This is a genomic window from Bacteroides sp. AF39-16AC (assembly GCF_003602735.1).
GTDB lineage: Bacteria > Bacteroidota > Bacteroidia > Bacteroidales > Bacteroidaceae > Bacteroides > Bacteroides uniformis.
In genome coordinates this window covers 1-18,971 of record NZ_QTLN01000017.1, presented here as the reverse complement: position 1 = coordinate 18,971, position 18,971 = coordinate 1, and the positions used below count along the sequence as shown (strand labels likewise).

General features: G+C 47.0%; 17 protein-coding genes. 1 reads left to right on the top strand and 16 read right to left on the bottom strand.

Features of this window, described 5'->3' with window-relative positions:
• From DW039_RS14050 to DW039_RS14020, 7 genes are all read right to left on the bottom strand, one after another.
• Positions 1–687, bottom strand: a complete 687-nt coding sequence (locus DW039_RS14050) for a zinc metallopeptidase (RefSeq protein ID WP_087332775.1) — start codon at positions 685–687, stop codon at positions 1–3.
• Between the two features lie 141 nt (positions 688–828).
• A complete protein-coding gene (locus tag DW039_RS14045) occupies positions 829–2,133 on the bottom strand; it encodes an alpha-L-fucosidase (protein ID WP_005826218.1) in 1,305 nt (434 codons plus the stop codon).
• 102 nt (positions 2,134–2,235) lie between these two features.
• Positions 2,236–3,507, bottom strand: coding sequence for an adenylosuccinate synthase (locus DW039_RS14040; RefSeq protein ID WP_005826216.1), 1,272 nt, complete (start codon positions 3,505–3,507; stop codon positions 2,236–2,238).
• Entirely contained in the window at positions 3,504–3,992 is a 489-nt protein-coding gene (locus DW039_RS14035; RefSeq protein ID WP_005826214.1) for a Fur family transcriptional regulator, read from the bottom strand. The genes DW039_RS14040 and DW039_RS14035 overlap by 4 nt, the downstream gene beginning before the upstream one ends.
• Before the next feature lie 127 nt (positions 3,993–4,119).
• Entirely contained in the window at positions 4,120–4,794 is a 675-nt protein-coding gene (locus tag DW039_RS14030; protein WP_005826212.1) for a DNA alkylation repair protein, read from the bottom strand.
• A gap of 6 nt (positions 4,795–4,800) precedes the next feature.
• Positions 4,801–6,849: a dihydrofolate reductase gene (locus tag DW039_RS14025; RefSeq protein WP_120382049.1), complete on the bottom strand. Its 2,049-nt coding sequence runs from the start codon at positions 6,847–6,849 to the stop codon at positions 4,801–4,803.
• A gap of 101 nt (positions 6,850–6,950) precedes the next feature.
• Positions 6,951–7,424: an AraC family transcriptional regulator gene (locus DW039_RS14020; RefSeq protein WP_005826207.1), complete on the bottom strand. Its 474-nt coding sequence runs from the start codon at positions 7,422–7,424 to the stop codon at positions 6,951–6,953.
• A gap of 281 nt (positions 7,425–7,705) precedes the next feature.
• On the opposite strand from DW039_RS14020, the gene recQ reads away from it, so the two are divergent.
• Positions 7,706–9,517, top strand: coding sequence for a DNA helicase RecQ (recQ, locus tag DW039_RS14015; protein ID WP_120382048.1), 1,812 nt, complete (start codon positions 7,706–7,708; stop codon positions 9,515–9,517).
• A gap of 3 nt (positions 9,518–9,520) precedes the next feature.
• Here recQ and DW039_RS14010 read toward each other — a convergent pair whose 3' ends face one another.
• From DW039_RS14010 to DW039_RS13970, 9 genes are all read right to left on the bottom strand, one after another.
• Positions 9,521–10,372: a lipopolysaccharide assembly protein LapB gene (locus tag DW039_RS14010; RefSeq protein WP_005826199.1), complete on the bottom strand. Its 852-nt coding sequence runs from the start codon at positions 10,370–10,372 to the stop codon at positions 9,521–9,523.
• 15 nt (positions 10,373–10,387) lie between these two features.
• On the bottom strand, positions 10,388–11,338 hold the full coding sequence (cysK, locus tag DW039_RS14005) for a cysteine synthase A (protein ID WP_035449638.1): 951 nt from the start codon (positions 11,336–11,338) through the stop codon (positions 10,388–10,390).
• A 409-nt stretch (positions 11,339–11,747) separates the two neighbouring features.
• Positions 11,748–12,809 carry a 3-isopropylmalate dehydrogenase gene (leuB, locus tag DW039_RS14000; RefSeq protein ID WP_005835570.1) on the bottom strand — a complete coding sequence of 354 codons (1,062 nt, stop codon included), beginning with the start codon at positions 12,807–12,809 and terminating at the stop codon, positions 11,748–11,750.
• Complete coding sequence (locus DW039_RS13995) at positions 12,799–13,056, bottom strand: hypothetical protein (RefSeq protein ID WP_005835569.1); 258 nt, start codon at positions 13,054–13,056, stop codon at positions 12,799–12,801. Before DW039_RS13995 ends, leuB begins: the two co-directional genes overlap by 11 nt.
• A gap of 12 nt (positions 13,057–13,068) precedes the next feature.
• On the bottom strand, positions 13,069–14,610 hold the full coding sequence (locus DW039_RS13990; RefSeq protein ID WP_005826194.1) for an alpha-isopropylmalate synthase regulatory domain-containing protein: 1,542 nt from the start codon (positions 14,608–14,610) through the stop codon (positions 13,069–13,071).
• Positions 14,600–15,199 carry a 3-isopropylmalate dehydratase small subunit gene (gene leuD / locus DW039_RS13985; RefSeq protein ID WP_120382047.1) on the bottom strand — a complete coding sequence of 200 codons (600 nt, stop codon included), beginning with the start codon at positions 15,197–15,199 and terminating at the stop codon, positions 14,600–14,602. Before leuD ends, DW039_RS13990 begins: the two co-directional genes overlap by 11 nt.
• Positions 15,200–15,308: 109 nt before the next feature.
• A complete protein-coding gene (leuC, locus tag DW039_RS13980) occupies positions 15,309–16,703 on the bottom strand; it encodes a 3-isopropylmalate dehydratase large subunit (RefSeq protein WP_005826191.1) in 1,395 nt (464 codons plus the stop codon).
• Between the two features lie 42 nt (positions 16,704–16,745).
• A complete protein-coding gene (locus DW039_RS13975; protein ID WP_005835565.1) occupies positions 16,746–18,242 on the bottom strand; it encodes a 2-isopropylmalate synthase in 1,497 nt (498 codons plus the stop codon).
• 366 nt (positions 18,243–18,608) lie between these two features.
• Positions 18,609–18,845, bottom strand: a complete 237-nt coding sequence (locus DW039_RS13970; protein WP_034523359.1) for a hypothetical protein — start codon at positions 18,843–18,845, stop codon at positions 18,609–18,611.
• Positions 18,846–18,971: the final 126 nt, after the last annotated feature.

Sequence of the window (18,971 nt, the reverse complement as noted above, 5' to 3'; positions counted from 1 at the left end):
TTAATCTCTGCGTCCCATGAATATCATGATATAATAAATCAGGGTAGCAAGCGAACCGAGAGCAGCCACTACATACGTATAGGCAGCCGAGCGGAGTGCATCTTCCGCTTGCGCATGATTATATGAATTCGTAATGCCGGAATTGCTAAGCCATACCAGCGCACGCTTACTTGCATTGATTTCCACCGGCAAGGTGATGAAGCTGAATAAAGTTGTCAATGCAAACAGTATAATGCCCGCCAGCAACAGTTGCGGAAAGGAGTTCAGCAGCAAGATACCTGCCAGCAGCAACCACGTCATCCACTGTGAGGCAAAAGAGACTACCGGCACCAGTTTGCTGCGCATTGTCAACGGAGCGTATGCGCGTGCATGCTGCACGGCGTGACCACATTCGTGGGCTGCAACGGCAGCAGCCATGATGCTGTTACTGCTATAAACACTCTCACTCAGGTTTACTGTCTTATTGGCAGGATTATAATGGTCGGTCAGATGTCCAGGAGTATGCGTCACGGTCACATCGTAAATGCCATTGTCGTGCAGCATCTTCAAAGCAACGTCCGCTCCCGTCATTCCGTTGCCGGTAGGGATTTTAGAGTACTTCTTGAACTTGTTCTGAAGATTCATCTGTACCAGCCAGCTAACGGCGGCAATACCGATAAAAATAATCCATATCATTCCTGTTCCCATAATTTTCTTTCTTTAAATTGTGAATAAATCAGTCGTTTCTTATTGTATAACAAATAGTCTGCCAAAAATAAAAGGAAACGGTGAGCAATGCCAGCGTTTCCTTTATCTTTTAGGAAGAATTAAAGATTTCTGATTTATAATTTATTTTTCAATCTCCACCTCTATCACTTTATCAATATCCGTCGGAACCTCCGGCAAGTAGAGCATCACCCCTCCTTCACACTTACGGAACTTCACTGGAAGACGGTCGGCATACCCCACTGCCTTCCTCACTTTCTTGCCTTCCAACGGCAGGAAGAGAGCCTTATCCTGCAATTCGAGAATATGCACGTATAATTTATTTTCTCTTTGTGTAGTGACTCCCCAAGGATGCGGAGCAATGCAGCCGCCACGGGTTCCGTAGATGGTTTCACCGTATACCTTCATCCATTCCCCTACTTCTGCCAGACGCTCCAATGCAACAGCAGGCAGCTCACCGTCCGGCTGAGGACCGATATTCATCAGCAGATTGGCATCTTTACCCGCAGCCTTCACCAGGTAATGTATCAGCGTTTTGGTGGATTTATAATCCTGGTCCGTAATCTTATATCCCCACATTCCATTCATCGTCTCGCAGGTTTCAAGGGGCAAGGCGCTGATATCCTGCCCGGAAAGACCGGCACGGTTCTCTCCCGGCAGGTCGCGCTCGAATATCTGGATGTCCTCGCCGGCAAACGGTGCTTGATGATGGTTGTTCCCAACCAAGCAAGCCGGTTGCAGGCGGTGTATCATGGCATATTGCCCGGGCAGTTGCCAGTCAAAATCCGGATTCTGGTCCTGGTCCCACCAGCCATCAAACCAAATGGCACCTATTTTTCCATAATTGGTGAGCAACTCGGTCAGCTGGTTGTTCATGAATTTATAGTAGCTGTTCCAGTCGCCCTTCGGATTCGGTCGTCCCGTTCCACGTCCGGTGCGTCCCCACGGAGCATCCTCGCGATACCAGTCGATGTGCGAATAGTAGAGATGCAGACGAATACCTTGCTTGTGGCACTCGTCTGCCAATTCTTTCAGAATATCCCGCTTAAAAGGGGTAGCATCCACAATATTGTAATCGGAAAAGCGTGTGTGGAACATAGAAAAGCCATCGTGATGCCGGGATGTAAAGCAGATATACTTTGCCCCGGACGCCTTAATGGCTGACACCCATCTGGCAGCATCGAATTTGGCAGGATAGAAACCTCCCGCCAGTTTGGCATACTCCTTATAATTAAGGTTCTTGTTCGTCATGGTCCATTCTCCGGTAGCCAGCATACTGTATATCCCCCAATGCAGGAAGATACCGAAGCGATTGTCCCGAAACTCCTGACGGGATTTCAGGTTCTCCTCCGTCGGCTGGTAAGTCTGCGACTGTGCGGAGCACACAAGAAGAAACAACAGTAAAAAAGACAAAAGACGTGTTTTCATGGCAATAAATAAAAAAGGCACGGATTATCCGGACACCCACGGTTCTTCAGATGAAGCCGCGAAATCCGTGTAATCCGTGTCTAAGGTTATCTGTTTGTTTTATTATTCCTCTGTATACCGTTCGATGGTCTGCTCACGGTCCGGTCCCAGAGAAACAATCTTGATGGGCACACCAAGCTGTTCTTCCAGGAATGACAAATATGCATTGAATTCTTCCGGGAACTCATCTTCACTCTGCATCTTGGTCATATCCGTCTGCCAACCGGGTAGCTCTACATAAACCGGTTCAACAGTCTCATTGATATCGAACGGGAAGTAATCAATCTCTTCCTCATCCATCTTGTAAGCTACACAAGCCTTAATGGTTTCAAAAGAATCGAGCACATCGCTCTTCATCATAATCAGTTTGGTAACCCCGTCTACCATAATGGCATATTTCAATGCCACCAGGTCAATCCAGCCACAACGGCGCTTACGTCCTGTCACAGAACCGAACTCATGACCCAGTGTGCAAATCTGGTCACCGGTCTTGTCGAATAATTCCGTCGGGAACGGACCGGCACCTACGCGCGTACAATAGGCTTTGAAAATCCCATATACCTCACCAATCTTGTTGGGAGCAATACCCAGACCGGTACAAGCACCTGCACAAACCGTATTGGAAGACGTTACAAACGGATAAGAACCGAAATCAATGTCCAGCATTGTCCCCTGCGCACCTTCGCACAATACAGACTTGCCGGCAGCCAGCAGATTGTTCATCTCGTGTTCGCTATCCACCAACTGGAATTGTTTCAAGTATTCGATACCTTCGAACCATGCCTTCTCCATTTCGGTAATGTCATACTCATAGTTCAAGCCTTTCAAGATTTGTTCATGACGGGCCTTGGCCGCTGCATACTTCTTGTCAAAGTCATGCAGAATGTCGCCTACACGCACACCGTTACGGCTGATTTTATCCGTGTAAGTCGGTCCGATGCCTTTTCCGGTCGTTCCTACCTTTGCATCGCCTTTGGCTGCTTCGTATGCAGCATCCAGTATGCGGTGAGTCGGCAGAATGAGGTGTGCTTTCTTGGAAATGTGCAAGCGTTCCTTCAAGTTATGGCCGGACGCTTCCAATGATTCGGCTTCCGCTTTGAAGAGAGCCGGGTCAAGCACCACTCCGTTACCGATGATATTCACCTTGTCTCCCTGGAATATTCCAGACGGAATGGAACGGAGCACATACTTCTGCCCTTCAAACTCGAGTGTATGTCCGGCATTCGGTCCGCCCTGGAAACGAGCTACGACATCGTATCTCGGAGTTAACACATCAACGACTTTGCCTTTGCCTTCGTCGCCCCATTGTAATCCTAATAATACGTCTACTTTCATTTTTCTTTTTTATGGTTATTATTCTTTTTCTTCCGTTTATTGGCCCGGTCACACTTGCTGCACAACCCATACATATATAAGGAATAGTGCGTAAGATTAAAACGGCTCAGTTTGGTATTCTCAATGGCATGTTGCAACTCCTCGTTCTGAAACTCGGTCACCTTTCCGCACTGGGTGCATATCTGGTGATGGTGCGTATCGCGATTATAACATTTTTCGTATTGGGAAGAGTTGCCGAACTGATGCTTGATGACCAGACGAGCATTTATAAGCAAAATGATGGTATTGTAAAGCGTTGCACGGCTGACGCGGAAGTTCTCCTGGTCGGCCATCAGTGAATAGAGCGTGTCGATATCAAAATGACCGTCTATGGAGTAAATGGTGTCAAGTATAGCATAACGTTCGGGAGTCTTCCGATGCCCGTTCGCATTCAGATATTCAGTGAATATCTGCCTAACTGTATCTTTCACATTCTGACTTTCCATTTGACGGCGCAGTTTTACAGCCAACAAAGTTAATCCTTTTTTGTGGAAAGCAAACGAGAAAGAGATAAAAATTGCGATAAGGGAAATATTCCCTTACCGCATCAGTCTCTATAACCATAGAACTAATCTAACAAACCTCCTCTTTTACAAGATTGTATAGTAATTGTTCTACATCAGAAGAAGAATTGTCCATACCCTCCACTCTGCGGCAAACTTGAAAAGAATTTTCCTCATTTTGCTGCATAAAGCGGCGGATAGCAGTCATGGCTGCATTGCGTACATGATAGGAGCCCGACAAAAAAGCCGTTATTGCCTGGTCGAGGAACTCATTTTCAACCCGTTCGTTCATATCCCCTTTCTTCATCAATAGACGGGCTATGGTGAGGAAGCCGCAAACCTGCGTGTATTCGTCCTCGCTTGCAATCCAATGGAAGGACTTGGCAGGCGCATAAGGAAGATGTTGGAATAAATTCATGCAGGTAAGTTCTGCAATCTCGATATTACGGATATCTTCCACCCAGATATCGGCTATCTCGGGCAGGAAACTCTCTACCGGCTGTAAAAGTCCCGCCAATATTTTGCACTCTCTGATATCTTCTTTCCACAAAGACTGAGCCAGAGAGTGGTCCTTCTCGTAACCGGCAGCAATACCCTTGATACGGGGCAACTCCACGCCAAAGTTCAGCTTATATACCAGCCCTTTCTCACGCATACTTTGGGACACAGCCCCGTTCATTGAGAGACGGAGCTGTGTCTTTATATCTTTCAGCCGCTGATGCAGCTGCTCTTTAGTATCTATCATAGTTCATCATTTATTGACAGAAGGCAATGTAGAATAGTCTTTGCTATAACGCAACATCTGTTCCGCATAACCTTCATCATAAGTCACTGTCACATCTGTTATAGTACCGTCGGCATCCGTCACCACTTCATACTTGGGATTGACGAACCCCTTATACGGCGCAAGATTCAGCTTCTTGTAGCGTTCCAGCACTTCGGCATGCAAAGCGGGATCGACTTTCACGGCATAGGCTTCCACCAAATCATGGGCGCCGGCATAGTCACCGGTGGACTTGATACGCTGTATCTCGGCAAGCAACCGGCCAAACAAGTCACGCACTTTCTCATAATCGTTTATCACGACGTACGTCTTCCCATCCTTCTTTACCAATTCCACAACCTTCTCCGCCGCACCTTTCTCGTACACCCAGCGGGCTATGAGCTGACGGTTGCGCATATGGGCTTCTTCTACATTGTTACCCGGCTCGATACGTACAAGCTGTGTCATCAAACCATTCATCAGATAGGTGTAGTATTGAGCCTTATAAGCATCCGCACTTGGAGTAAGCCCCAGTTCCACCAGCTTCGGGTCGGCCACGTAGTAGAGTCCGAACAAGTCGGCGCGCGCTTCTTCGATAGTAGAACCATATGCCTTCAACGCATCCGGGTCCACACCCGGGAGCAATTTACCGGAACCATGTCCCAAACATTCATGCAGGTCAGTATGCAGTTCATCTGTCACATCTGCGTACTTATCAATCAGTTGAAGCTCTGCATCACTGTACACAAACTCCTCATTGAACCCGTTGCCATGAGCTGCCTTATTATAAGCATCTGTAATGTTACCGATTGTAACGGATTTCGAACCATGATGGCTACGTATCCAGTTGGCATTGGGCAGGTTGATGCCGATAGCAGTTGCAGGATACAAGTCACCGGCCAGAATAGCCGCCGTGATTACCTTGGCAGACACCCCTTTCACTTTCTCCTTCTTGAATTGTCCGTCTACCGGCGAATGGTCCTCAAACCACTGTGCATTGCCGCTTATCAACTCTGTACGCTGGGTAGCTTCCAAATCTTTAAAATTCACCAGAGATTCCCAGCTTGCCTTCATGCCGAGCGGGTCACCATAACTTTCGGTAAAACCGTTCACAAAGTCAATGCGTGAGTTCAAATCCTTCACCCACAAAATGGCATATTCATCGAATGTCTTCAAATCGCCGGTTTCATAGAATTCCATCAGTTTGGCTATCACCGCCTTCTGCTCGGGAGTCTCGGCAACTCCTTCTGCCTTCTTCAGCCAGTAGACAATCTTTTCAAGTGCCTGTCCATACAAGCCCCCCACTTTCCATACTTTCTCCTGAATCTTGCCATCCTCTTTCACCAAACGGCTATTCAAACCATAGGAAACGGGAGTTTCATCCTGCGGATTCTTCAAGGCATTATAGAAATCTTCGGCCTCCTGCTGCGTCACGCCATCGTAATAATTGCATGCGGAAGTCAAAACCAAATCTTCACCGGCAGCTTGGTTCACCCGTTTGGGCATCACCGTGGGGTCGAAAATAACGGGGAACACTTCCTCGCACAGTTGTTCCACAGTCTGTCCTTCGACAAGCGGCAATGTAGCTGCATCCACACTCTGTACAGCCTGCCTGAAGAATTCGGGAGTAAATCCCGGAACGAACTTTTCGCTACCATAGTGATGATGAATGCCGTTAGAGAACCATACCCGCTTGAGGTACACTTCCATAGCCTTGAAATCAGGAGTATTCTTATCTCCCTTATAGCCGGTATAGACAGCTTCCAGCATCCGGCGAATCGTCAGGTTATACTTGCCATTCTGGTCGAAAAGAATGTCTCTGCCCTGCAAAGCCGCTTCCGTCAAATAATAAACCAATTCTTTTTGTTTGAGGGACAAATCCTCAAAACCTGGTACGCGGTAACGTAAAATCTGTAAATCTGCAAATTGTTCCACTGTATAGTCAATTTTTTCTGCCTCAGCAGTTGTTTTCGGATTTCCGCCACAAGCCGTCAATAGAGAAAGGGCAGTCACCATAGAAATTAGTTGTTTCTTCATGTGTCGGGAGTATATAGATTGGTATTAAAAAAGAAGAAAAGGAAGTATCCCGAAACAACTGTTCCGGAATATTTCCTTTTTATTCATTCAGTCATACAGAATTATTTCTTCTTAGCTTCTTTTTCTGCGTGTCTTTTACGATATCCATTAGGAGTCTCACCTACATTTTTATAGAAAGCAGCATAAAAAGACTGACGGTTTGCAAAGCCGACCATCGTACTGATCTCCTCTACATTCTTGTCAGCATATCTTTTGTCTGTCAACAAATGCTGCGCTTCTTTTACTCTATATTCATTCAGCAGGCAAGAATAGTTCATGCCGAAGCGTGAATTCACCACTGCAGACAAATAGCGAGTATTGGTCTGCAATTCTTTCGCCAAATCCTTAGCGGAATAATCAGCATCTCTGTACTTCTTTTGTACAACAACGATATTCAATATCTTGTCATACAACTCATCTGCCAATTCCGGCCTTATCAAAGAACGGTAGGCAGCATCCTTTTCTTTCTTTTCGCGCAGGTTGTAAGGACGTTTCTTCGTTCCTTTTTCCTGGGCATTGTTTTCTAAATCACTCATTGAATTAACTGGTTAGGGTTGTTTAAAATCGGAAAAGCCAAAGGGTTAGCCCCTTAGACTTTACAAAAGTCAGACATTTTTTTTTAATACACAACTTTTCCCGTATATATTTTTGATAAATAAACAACGAAAAAGGTTGAAAAGTAGGTCAATTCAGCCATTAATAAGAAACTTTAACCTTTTGCAGAAACTCATATGATACAAAATCTTGATGACTTTCCATTTGTAGTATATGCAATAATTAGTGTACCTTTGCCGGAAGAAATCCATACTGCCAGATTATGCTACAAACGCTCAAGACATATTTCGGTTACGACAGTTTCCGCCCCTTACAAGAAGACATCATACGCCATCTGATGGACCGTAAAGACGCATTGGTACTGATGCCTACGGGAGGTGGAAAGTCCATCTGCTACCAACTTCCCGCCCTATTGAGTGAAGGCACGGCGGTAGTGGTTTCTCCGCTCATTTCCTTGATGAAGGACCAAGTGGAAACGCTCTGTGCAAACGGTATCGCGGCCGGTGCACTGAACAGCAATAATGATGAAACAGAGAATGCTTCCCTACGACGTGCATGCATGGAAGGCAAGCTGAAACTGCTATATATTTCTCCTGAAAAATTATTGGCGGAAGCCAACTATCTGTTAAGGGATATGCATATTTCCCTTTTCGCCATTGATGAAGCTCACTGCATCTCACAATGGGGACACGATTTCCGTCCGGAATATACACAGATGGGCATCCTTCACCAACTGTTTCCCCAGGTTCCCATCATTGCACTTACTGCCACAGCCGATAAAATAACCCGTGAAGATATTATTAAACAGCTACACCTCAACCAACCGAGAATTTTCATTTCATCTTTCGACCGTCCCAACCTGAGTCTCACCGTAAAAAGAGGTTACCAGCAGAAGGAAAAAAGCAAAGCCATCCTCGACTTCATCGCCCGCCATCCGGGAGAGAGCGGCATCATTTATTGCATGAGCCGCAGCAAGGCTGAAACAGTGGCACAAATGCTTCAAAAACAAGGGATAAAGTCGGCGGTCTATCATGCAGGACTGTCGCCGGCACGAAGAGATGAAGCACAAGACGACTTCATCAATGACCGCGTGCAAGTGGTATGCGCCACCATTGCCTTTGGAATGGGAATTGACAAAAGCAATGTGCGCTGGGTAATTCATTACAATTTGCCCAAAAGCATTGAAAGTTTCTATCAGGAAATAGGACGTGCCGGACGAGACGGAATGCTCAGTGACACCCTTTTGTTCTATTCACTGGCCGACCTCATTCTGCTCACTAAATTCGCAACAGACAGCGGGCAACAAAGCATCAACCTGGAAAAGCTGCAACGTATGCAGCAATATGCGGAAGCAGATATCTGCCGCCGTCGCATTCTGTTAAGTTATTTCGGTGAAAATACGACCTGCGACTGTGGAAACTGTGATGTATGCAAAAATCCCCCCGAACGTTTCGATGGTACAATAATCGTACAAAAGGCACTTAGTGCAATCGCGCGTTCCGAGCAACAGATAGGAACCGGTATTTTAGTGGACATCCTCCGAGGAAACATGAGTTCTGAAGTTACAGAAAGAGGATACCATCGACTCAAGACCTTTGGAGCCGGGCGCGAAGTCCCCCCCAGAGATTGGCATGACTACCTGCTGCAAATGTTACAGCTCGGTTATTTCGAAATAGCCTACAATGAAAACAACCACCTGAAAATCACTCAAAGCGGAACAGATGTCTTGTTTGGCAGAGCACGCGCCCTGCTTGTCACCATCCGCCGCGAGGAAGCTGTACAAGCTACAAGAGGCCGTAAACGCAAGGCTACAGTTCCAACCAAAGAATTGCCATTGGGATTGCCCAATACAGAAAGTGGGGAACTTTTCGAGGCTCTCCGCACTCTCCGCAAACGCCTTGCCGACCAGGAAGCACTTCCTGCCTATATCGTACTGTCCGACAAAGTGCTCCACCTACTCAGCGCCTCCCGCCCCACTACCATAGAAGAATTTGGTAATATCAGCGGTATCGGTGAATATAAAAAGAAGAAATACGGAAAAGAGTTTGTGGAACTGATACGGAAATACAGTTGAATATTATTTACACTGTAACAGTAAATCCCTGAGGTCACCTTGCGGCACGCCAAGTGAAATGGCCTTTTCGAAGTCACGTTTTGCCAACTCCTTTTTCTTTTGAGAAAGGTAAATTTGCCCCCGTATCAAGTAGGCTTCTGTCTGCGAAGCATCCAGCTTGATGGCTTCTTCCAAGTCCATCATGGCCAGGTCCACATGTTTCATATCCTGCTCTACACCCGCACGTGCTACGTAAAGTACGGCATATTGCTGGGTAGTCAGCCGGGTAGCTTCTCCTCCTTTTTCTGCAATCATGGCATTCAATATCGAAAGCGCCGCTTCATATTTGCCCTCCTTCTGCTCCAGTGTAGCCAACCCCAGACGGCCATTGTAACTCTGGGGGGCAAGTTTCAGCAGACGTTCATAATCAGACTTTGCAAAATTATAGTTGCGCTGCCGCATATAGATATAGGCACGCATCAGCAAGGCTTCCTGATTATCGCTTTCTATATCCAGCACCAAAGAATAGTCTATCCGGGCCAAATCATCCTTCCCCAACTCAAGGTAAAGAGCGGCACGATTCATCAGGGCAGGTATGGCACGCGGAGCAATGTTCAATGCCAGAGTATACGAGTCAAGGGCCTGCTCATACCGGTGCTGCCGACGTTGTATCGTACCCAAGTTGGAGAACAGCAAAGCGTTATGAGGATTGGCGGGCTCCATTTTCAAAGCTTGTTCAATGTATTTTTCGGCCAATGACAAGCTGTCTTGCTCCGTGGCTGCAACCGCACGTTCGCTCAGTTCCTGATAGGTTTGTGAAAAGGCAGGGAACATCGTGGCTCCACACAAGAAGAAAGAAAAAATAAGTTTCTTCATATAATAGTTCAGTATTTATTCCAAAGGATAGGTATCGAAAGCGAACAGTTCTGTTGACAAATAGCGTTCCCCCGTATCGGGCAGTAGGGCAACAATCATTTTATCCGCAAATTCAGGGCGTTCGGCCAGCAACCGTGCCGCATATACCGCCGCACCGGATGAGATGCCAGCCAGCAAGCCTTCCGTAGAAGCCAGCTCTCGTCCTCCACGAATGGCCTCGTCATCGGGCACCGGAATAATCTCGTCTACTACAGAAGCATCATAAATGGAAGGAATAAAATTGGCCCCAATCCCCTGGATGCGGTGCGGTGCATCTTCCCCTCCTTCCAGAACCGGAGAGGAGGCCGGTTCTACAGCCACAACATAGACATCCGGATTATGTTTCTTCAAGGCACGCGCCACTCCACAGACCGTACCGCCCGTGCCCACACCGGCAACAAAAACAGTCACTTTACCATCCGTGTCCGTCCAGATTTCTTCCCCCGTAGTATGTTCATGAGCCTTGGCATTGGAGGGATTCTCAAACTGCTGCAGAATAACCGCACCAGGTATCGCATCCCGCAATTCTTTCGCTTTGGCAATGGAGCCGGCCATACCTGCCAGTCCGTCGGTCAGTACAATCTCCGCACCCAAGGCTTTCAACAGATTACGGCGTTCCACACTCATGGTCTCCGGCATGGTCAATATCAAATGATATCCCTTGATGGTTGCTACCATCGCCAGTCCCACGCCGGTATTGCCACTGGTAGGTTCAATAATCGTGGCTCCGGGTTTCAAAGCCCCACGTGCCTCGGCATCCTCAATCATGGCAAATGCCACACGGTCCTTCACGCTTCCCGCCGGATTAAAAGATTCCAGCTTAGCCACAATATTTCTTTTCAATCCGTATTTACGACTGTATTCAGCCAATTCCATCAAAGGAGTATGCCCAATCAACTCCGTCAGGTTCTTTGCAATTTTCGCCATAATCTCACTGTCTAATACATTCTTCCCGTACACACTTATGTAACATGGATATGCTGACAAAGATATGGAAATTCCAAGAAATAAACCGTGCGGGAAAGGAAAGATTATACTGCCATCTATCAAAGCTTAACACGAATAAAGAGGATGAAAGGATATGAAACGATTGAAGAAGGCAGGATGAGGAGGAAGAACCATATCTGACAATCAGCGACTTCCCACTGCAAAGATGGTGCATGCTTTTTGCAGTAGTACTGCAAACGAGCTGCAGCGTTACTGCAAATAGGTTTGCAGTGGTACTGCAACTGCTTTGCAGCGCAACTGTAACAGCTTTGCAGTGACACTGCAAAAGGTTTGCAGAACTTTGCAGTGAGAAGTTACTGATGAACAGAACGGTAATGAGACACTGTTATCAAGACTTCTTAAGATAGTCTACAATCCACGCGCCCACTTCCTTGGTACCGTATTTGTCGCCACCTTCTACTTGAATCTCCGGTGTACGTACATTCGCATCGAGTGAAGCATCAACTGCCTTACGAATCAACGCCCCCTCCTCTTTCAGGTCGAAGTATTCGAAAAGCATGGCTACAGACAAAATTTGCGCCAGCGGATTGGCTATATTCAAGCCTTTCGCCTGCGGCCAGGAACCATGGATAGGTTCGAATACCGGCGTGCTCTCTCCCGTAGAAGCAGAAGGCAGCAATCCCATAGAGCCACTGATGCAGGAACCCTCGTCCGTCAAAATATCACCAAACGTATTTTCCGTAACCATTACGTCAAAGAATTTCGGCTCTTGAATCATCTTCATGGCGGCGTTGTCCACAAACATATAGTCGGTTGTCACCTCGGGGTACTGCGGTGCCATCTCCTGGGCAATCTGTCTCCAAAGACGGGAAGAGGCAAGCACATTGGCTTTATCCACCACCGTAAGATGTTTACTGCGTTTCATGGCATATTCAAATCCGACTTTCAGGATACGCTCAATCTCAGGACGGGTATACATGTTCGTATCATACGCCTTGTCATTGTCCTGGTATTTCTCACCGAAGTACATGCCACCGGTCAATTCGCGGATGCAAAGGAAATCGGCACCATCCACCAGTTCCGCACGAAGGGGAGACTTATGGAGCAGACATTTGAAGGTCTGCACGGGACGGATGTTGGCAAACAGTCCCAGTTTCTTGCGCATAGCCAGCAAGCCCTGCTCGGGACGCACTTTGGCAGTAGGGTCATTGTCGAATTTCGGGTCACCTACGGCAGAGAACAATACAGCATCCGCATTTTTACAAGCCTCATAAGTGGCTTCGGGAAACGGGTCACCCACCTTGTCTATCGCGTCTGCACCGCAGATGGCATATTCATAGTTCACTTTATGTCCGAACTTCTCACACACGGCAGTCATCACATCCACGCCTACGGTAGAGATTTCGGGGCCGATACCGTCACCGGCCAACACTGCAATTTTAAAATCCATTGTTTTCTTTATTATTTAAAAGTTCATCTATCTTCTTTTTGTTTGCAAGATTCTTGCGGCGATACCGGTCACCCCACACAAAACCAGCTGTCAATATAAGGGTATTGATGGCTGACATAAGATACTCGTCCGCATCCAACTCGCCGCTCCACCAACGCAGAAAGAGGTTGAAAGCAAAAAGCAAGCCTGCATACAACGCATAGCATACATAAGGACGCCTCTCAAAAAACGATTTCTTTTTCTCCATGAGATCCATTTTTTATGATTCGTATTCGTCTTCTATGATATTCAGCATCTTCACCGTCGCCTTGATGGCCGCTTCCGTCTGGTCTGCGTCCAATCCGCGTGTACGGAATATCGTATCTTCAAAACTCCAGGTAATAACCGTCTGCACAAAGGCATCGGTACGCCCGCCGGGAGGAATGGTCACGGCATAGTTTGTCAGCATCGGGAACTTACGACCCAGTGTCACTTTATATATCTTGCGCAAGGCGCGCACAAAAGCATCATACTGGCCATCTCCACTGGAACTTTCCTCATATTCCTTTCCGTTGATTTCTATCTTCAACGTAGCCATCGGCTTCAATCCATACGCCAGATTCACAATATAGCTCTTAAGGCTGACGCGTTCTTCTGCCATTCCGTGCTTCAGTACGTCCGAAACGATATAGGGCAGGTCTTCTTGCGTCACCAGCTCTTTCTTGTCGCCCAGTTCAATGATGCGTTCGGTCACTTTGCGCATGGCATCTTCATCCAGTTGTAATCCCAAGTCCTCCAAATTCTTCCGGATATTGGCTTTACCGCTGTTCTTGCCCAGGGCATACTCTCGCTTGCGGCCAAAACGTTCGGGCAGAAGGTCGTTGCAGTAGAGGTTACTTTTATTGTCACCGTCGGCATGGACGCCTGCCACTTGGGTAAATACATTCTCGCCAACAATCGGTTTATTGGCGGGAATGACGATGCCCGAGTAGGACTCCACCACACGGCTTACGTCGTTCAGGCGGCTTTCGTCAATGTTGGTAATGGCATTGAAGTGGTCTTTCAGGATAGCCTGCACACTGGCAAGCGGAGCATTGCCGGCGCGTTCGCCCAGGCCGTTAATGGTAGTATGCAGTCCCTTGCAACCGCTAAGTACGGCGGCAAGCACATTGCTCACGGCAAGGTCATAGTCATTGTGGGCATGGAAGTCAAAATGGGCATGCGGATAGCGTTTCACCATCTTGCGCATGAACTCGATGACCTGCAGCGGGTTCAATACGCCCAACGTGTCAGGCAACATATAGCGGCGGATATTGGTCTGCTCCAAGGCGTCCATCAAACGGAACACATATTCCGGAGAATCTTTCATGCCGTTGCTCCAGTCTTCCAGATAGACATTCACTACCATATCCTGCTCGTTGGCGTAATCCACTACGGACAGAATATCCTCGATATGCTCTTCGGGAGTCTTCTTCAACTGGTAGGTGCAATGCTTCAGCGAGCCTTTGCACAGCAGATTGATGACACGGCAACCGGTCGCATGTATCCAGTCCACCGATGTGTGGCCATCTACAAAGCCAAGCACTTCTACTCTTGGCAACAGATTACGGCGTGCCGCCCAGTCACAAATCATTTTTACGGCATCAAACTCTCCTTCGGATACCCGCGCAGAAGCCACCTCTACCCGGTCTACCTTCAATTCCTCCAGCAACAAACGGGCAATCATCAGCTTCTCATGGGGCACAAAGGAGACTCCGCTGGTCTGTTCACCGTCGCGGAGCGTAGTGTCCATGATTTCTATCTTCGGATGATTATGCTTCATTTTTATTCTCCCAAGCTTCTATCTTATCTTTATTCTCAACCAGAAAATCGATGTCGTCCAAGCCATTCATCAGGCAATGTTTCTTGTAGGCATTGATTTCGAAATGTTCGCTCTTGCCCGTAGCCTTGTTGGTGATGGTCTGTTCGGGCAGATTCACTTCCACTTCCATCTTCGGATTGGCAGAGATAGAGTCGAACAACTCTTTCAAGAACGGCTCACTTACCACCACCGGAAGCACAAAGTTGTTCAGTTCATTGTTCTTGTGTATATCGGCAAAGAAGCTCGATACCACCACACGAAAACCGTAACCGGCAATGGCCCATGCAGCATGCTCACGGCTGGAACCGGAACCGAAGTTCTTTCCCGCCACCAGAATCTGCCCGCCGTAAGTGGGGTCGTTCAAAACAAAGTCCTTGTTCAGAGAACCATCCGGATGATAACGCCAATCGCGGAATAAATTATCTCCGAAGAACTTTTCCTCACGGGTAGTAGCTTTCAGAAAACGTGCAGGGATTATCTGGTCTGTATCCACATTCTCTAATGGAAGAGGCACACAAGTACTGGTTATTATATCAAATTTTGTCTTCATCTTTGTATTTACGATTTACAATTTACGATTGAAAATACTCTTGATTTACCTTTGTTGAACGATGTTTGATTTACGAAGTAATTTTAATCGTAAATCGTCCAATCGTACATCAAATCAGCGTTCTCGGGTCAGTAATTACTCCAGTCACTGCCGCTGCTGCAGCTACAAGCGGGCTGGCAAGCAGTGTTCGGGAACCCGGCCCCTGGCGTCCTTCAAAATTACGGTTACTGGTAGACACTGCATACTTTCCGGCAGGCACCTTATCGTCGTTCATTGCCAGGCAAGCAGAACAACCCGGTTGGCGAATGGCAAAACCGGCCTCTTCCAAAATCTTGTCCAGTCCCTCTTCGCGAATCTGTGCATCTACCATCCAGGAGCCCGGAACCAGCCATGCCACTACATTCTCGGCTTTCCGACGGCCTTTCACAATGGAGGCAAATGCACGGAAATCCTCAATGCGTCCATTGGTGCAGGCACCCAAAAACACATAGTCAACCTTCTTACCCAGCAAAGGTTCTCCCGGTTGGAAACCCATATAGCTCATAGACTTCATGAAAGAGGTCCGGGCAGCTTCTCCCATGCCTTCGGTAGTAGGAATATGTTGTGTGATACCCATACCCATGCCCGGGTTGGTACCGTATGTAATCATCGGTTCAATATCTTCGGCAGCAAAACGGACTTCCTTGTCGAACACAGCATCCTCATCACTCTTCAATGTTTTCCAATAGGCCAATGCCTTGTCCCATGCCTCACCCTTCGGAGCATATTCGCGTCCTTTGATGTACTCGAAAGTGGTCTCATCCGGAGCAACCATACCGCCGCGGGCACCCATCTCTATACTCAGATTGCACAAGGTCAGACGGCCTTCCATAGTCAGACTACGCACAGCTTCTCCGGCATATTCCACGAAATATCCCGTAGCGCCGCTGGTCGTCATCTTCGACATCATGTACAATGCCACATCTTTTGCCGTCACTCCTTTGCCAAGTTTGCCGTCAACAGTGATGCGCATTGTCTTAGGACGGGTCTGAAGGATACATTGCGAGGCCATTACCATTTCCACTTCACTCGTACCAATACCGAAAGCCACTGCTCCCATCGCCCCGTGGGTGGAAGTATGCGAGTCACCGCAGACAATGGTCATGCCAGGCAGGGTCAGCCCGCGTTCCGGACCTACTACATGGATAATTCCGTTCTTCTTGTCCATCATGCCGAAATGGGCCAATCCAAACTCTTCCGCATTCTTGGCCAGTGTATCTACCTGAGTCTTTGAAACCGGGTCTTCAATCGGCTTGTCCTGGTCATGCGTCGGCGTGTTATGGTCGGGCATACAGAAAATCTTTTCCGGACGGAAACACTTGATTCCACGTTCGCGCAATCCCGAAAAGGCTTGCGGGCTGGTTACTTCATGACAATAAAGCCGGTCAATATAAAGCTGTGTGGGACCGTCTTCCACTTTCTGTACCACATGGGCATCCCAGATTTTATCAAATAATGTATTCATCTCTTTATGTACAATTTAGCTATTTACAATTTACGATTAAAATCACATCTTGAACTTATTGATACAGTCGATGTACGCTTCCACTGATGCCGCGATAATATCCGTATTGGCACCGAACCCATAATAAATATGATTATCGTATTCCACCTGCATATGTACCTTACCCATATCGTCGCTACCCTTGCTAATAGCCTGGATGGTGAATTCCTTCAATGTCATATGGCGGTCGATAATCTTCTTCAAAGCCTTGATAGCGGCATCTACCGGACCGTTTCCACTGGCAGCGGCTTCAAACTTCTCACCGGAGATGTTCAATCCCAAACTGGCAACCGAACGAACCCCCACCCCACTGGTCACCTGGAGATATTCCAGTTTGATACGGTGGTTCTGCGTACGATTTGCCCCTGCCAATACCAGAATGTCGTCATCATTGATATCTTTCTTCTTATCGGCAAGTTTCAAGAACTCTTCATACACTTTGTCCAGCTTCTCCTGATCCAGCTGTACTCCCAATATCGACAAACGATTCTTCAAGGCTGCACGTCCGCTACGGGCTGTCAATACGATGGAATTATCATCAATACCCACATCATGCGGGTCAATGATTTCGTAAGTCTGTACATTCTTCAACACACCATCCTGGTGAATACCCGACGAATGGGCAAAAGCATTGCGACCTACAATAGCCTTGTTGGGCTGCACCGGCATGTTCATCAGACTGGACACCATACGGCTGGTTGGATAAATCTTCTGTGTATTGATGTTGGTCTCGATTTCTATGTCCTTGTGACATTTGATAATCATCGCCACTTCCTCAAGAGAAGTATTGCCGGCACGTTCACCAATACCATTGATGGTTACCTCCACCTGGCGGGCACCATTCAGTACGCCAGCCATTGTATTGGCAGTAGCCATGCCCAAGTCATTGTGGCAATGAGTAGAAATAATGGCATTATGAATACCGTTGACATGTTCCATCAGATATCTTATCTTCGCGCCATACTCATCAGGCAAGCAATACCCCGTTGTATCGGGAATATTCACCACAGTCGCACCTGCCTTGATAACAGCTTCTACCACCCGTGCCAAATATTCATTATCCGTTCGGCCTGCATCTTCGGCATAGAACTCTACATCATCCACATACTTACGTGCATACTTTACGGCAGCCACTGCACGCTCTATTATTTCCTCGCGATTGGAATTGAATTTATATTTAATGTGCGAGTCAGATGTACCGATGCCAGTATGGATACGTTTATGCTTGGCAAATTGCAAAGCCTCTGCTGCCACATCAATATCTTTCTGTACGGCACGTGTCAAGGCACAGATGGTGGGCCATGTCACAGCTTTTGATATCTCAATGACCGAATTGAAATCTCCCGGACTTGAAATCGGAAATCCGGCTTCAATCACGTCCACCCCCAGGGCTTCCAGTTGTCTGGCTACCTGAATCTTTTCCACTGTATTCAATTGGCATCCCGGAACCTGCTCGCCATCGCGGAGCGTTGTGTCGAAAATAAATAATTTGTCACTCATTGCTTTATTGTATTTAATTTATGTTCCATAAAAAAAGCCTTTCACACTTGGAAGTGAGAAAGGCTTCATATATCATTGCATCTTACATATATATTCACGCACAGCACTCACTTCCACTAAACTTTGCCAGTAGAATAATAATACCACACAGTAGAATATATGTAAAGTTCTGAATCATCTTCTTTTTTGTTTTGACGTTGCAAAGGTAGATATTATTTCGTACCATACAAATAAATTCGTTACTTTTTTCCGATAAAAAATATCATTTTATAAGTTTGTTTTCATTTATCGCTGAAATATATCACAAAAAAGGCGTACCTTGAGGTACGCCTTTTCCTTATTCATCAGTTCAATACAAGTTCTGAATTACTTCTTCTCACAAGGTTTGTCACACTTGGCACCATCACATGCAGCCTTAGGACACGCTGCTGAATCAGCAGCCTGGCAACATGCCTTTGCAGAGTCACATACTTGTTCTGTTTTTGCAGCACAGCAAGAATCTGCCTCAGTTGCATTAGAATCTGCAGCCTTTTTGTTGCCACAAGATGTCACTGCGAAAGAAAACGCTACCGCAACGGCAGCCAATAAAACTTTAGTCTTCATACTTTCAATTTGCTTTAAACGTTGATATAAAATTAGTTCGGCGCAAATATAAGAAAAGTTTATGAGACCGCCAAAAACGAACAAAGCCTCCGTATCCTTATCAGACACGGAGGCTTCTTCTGAAAA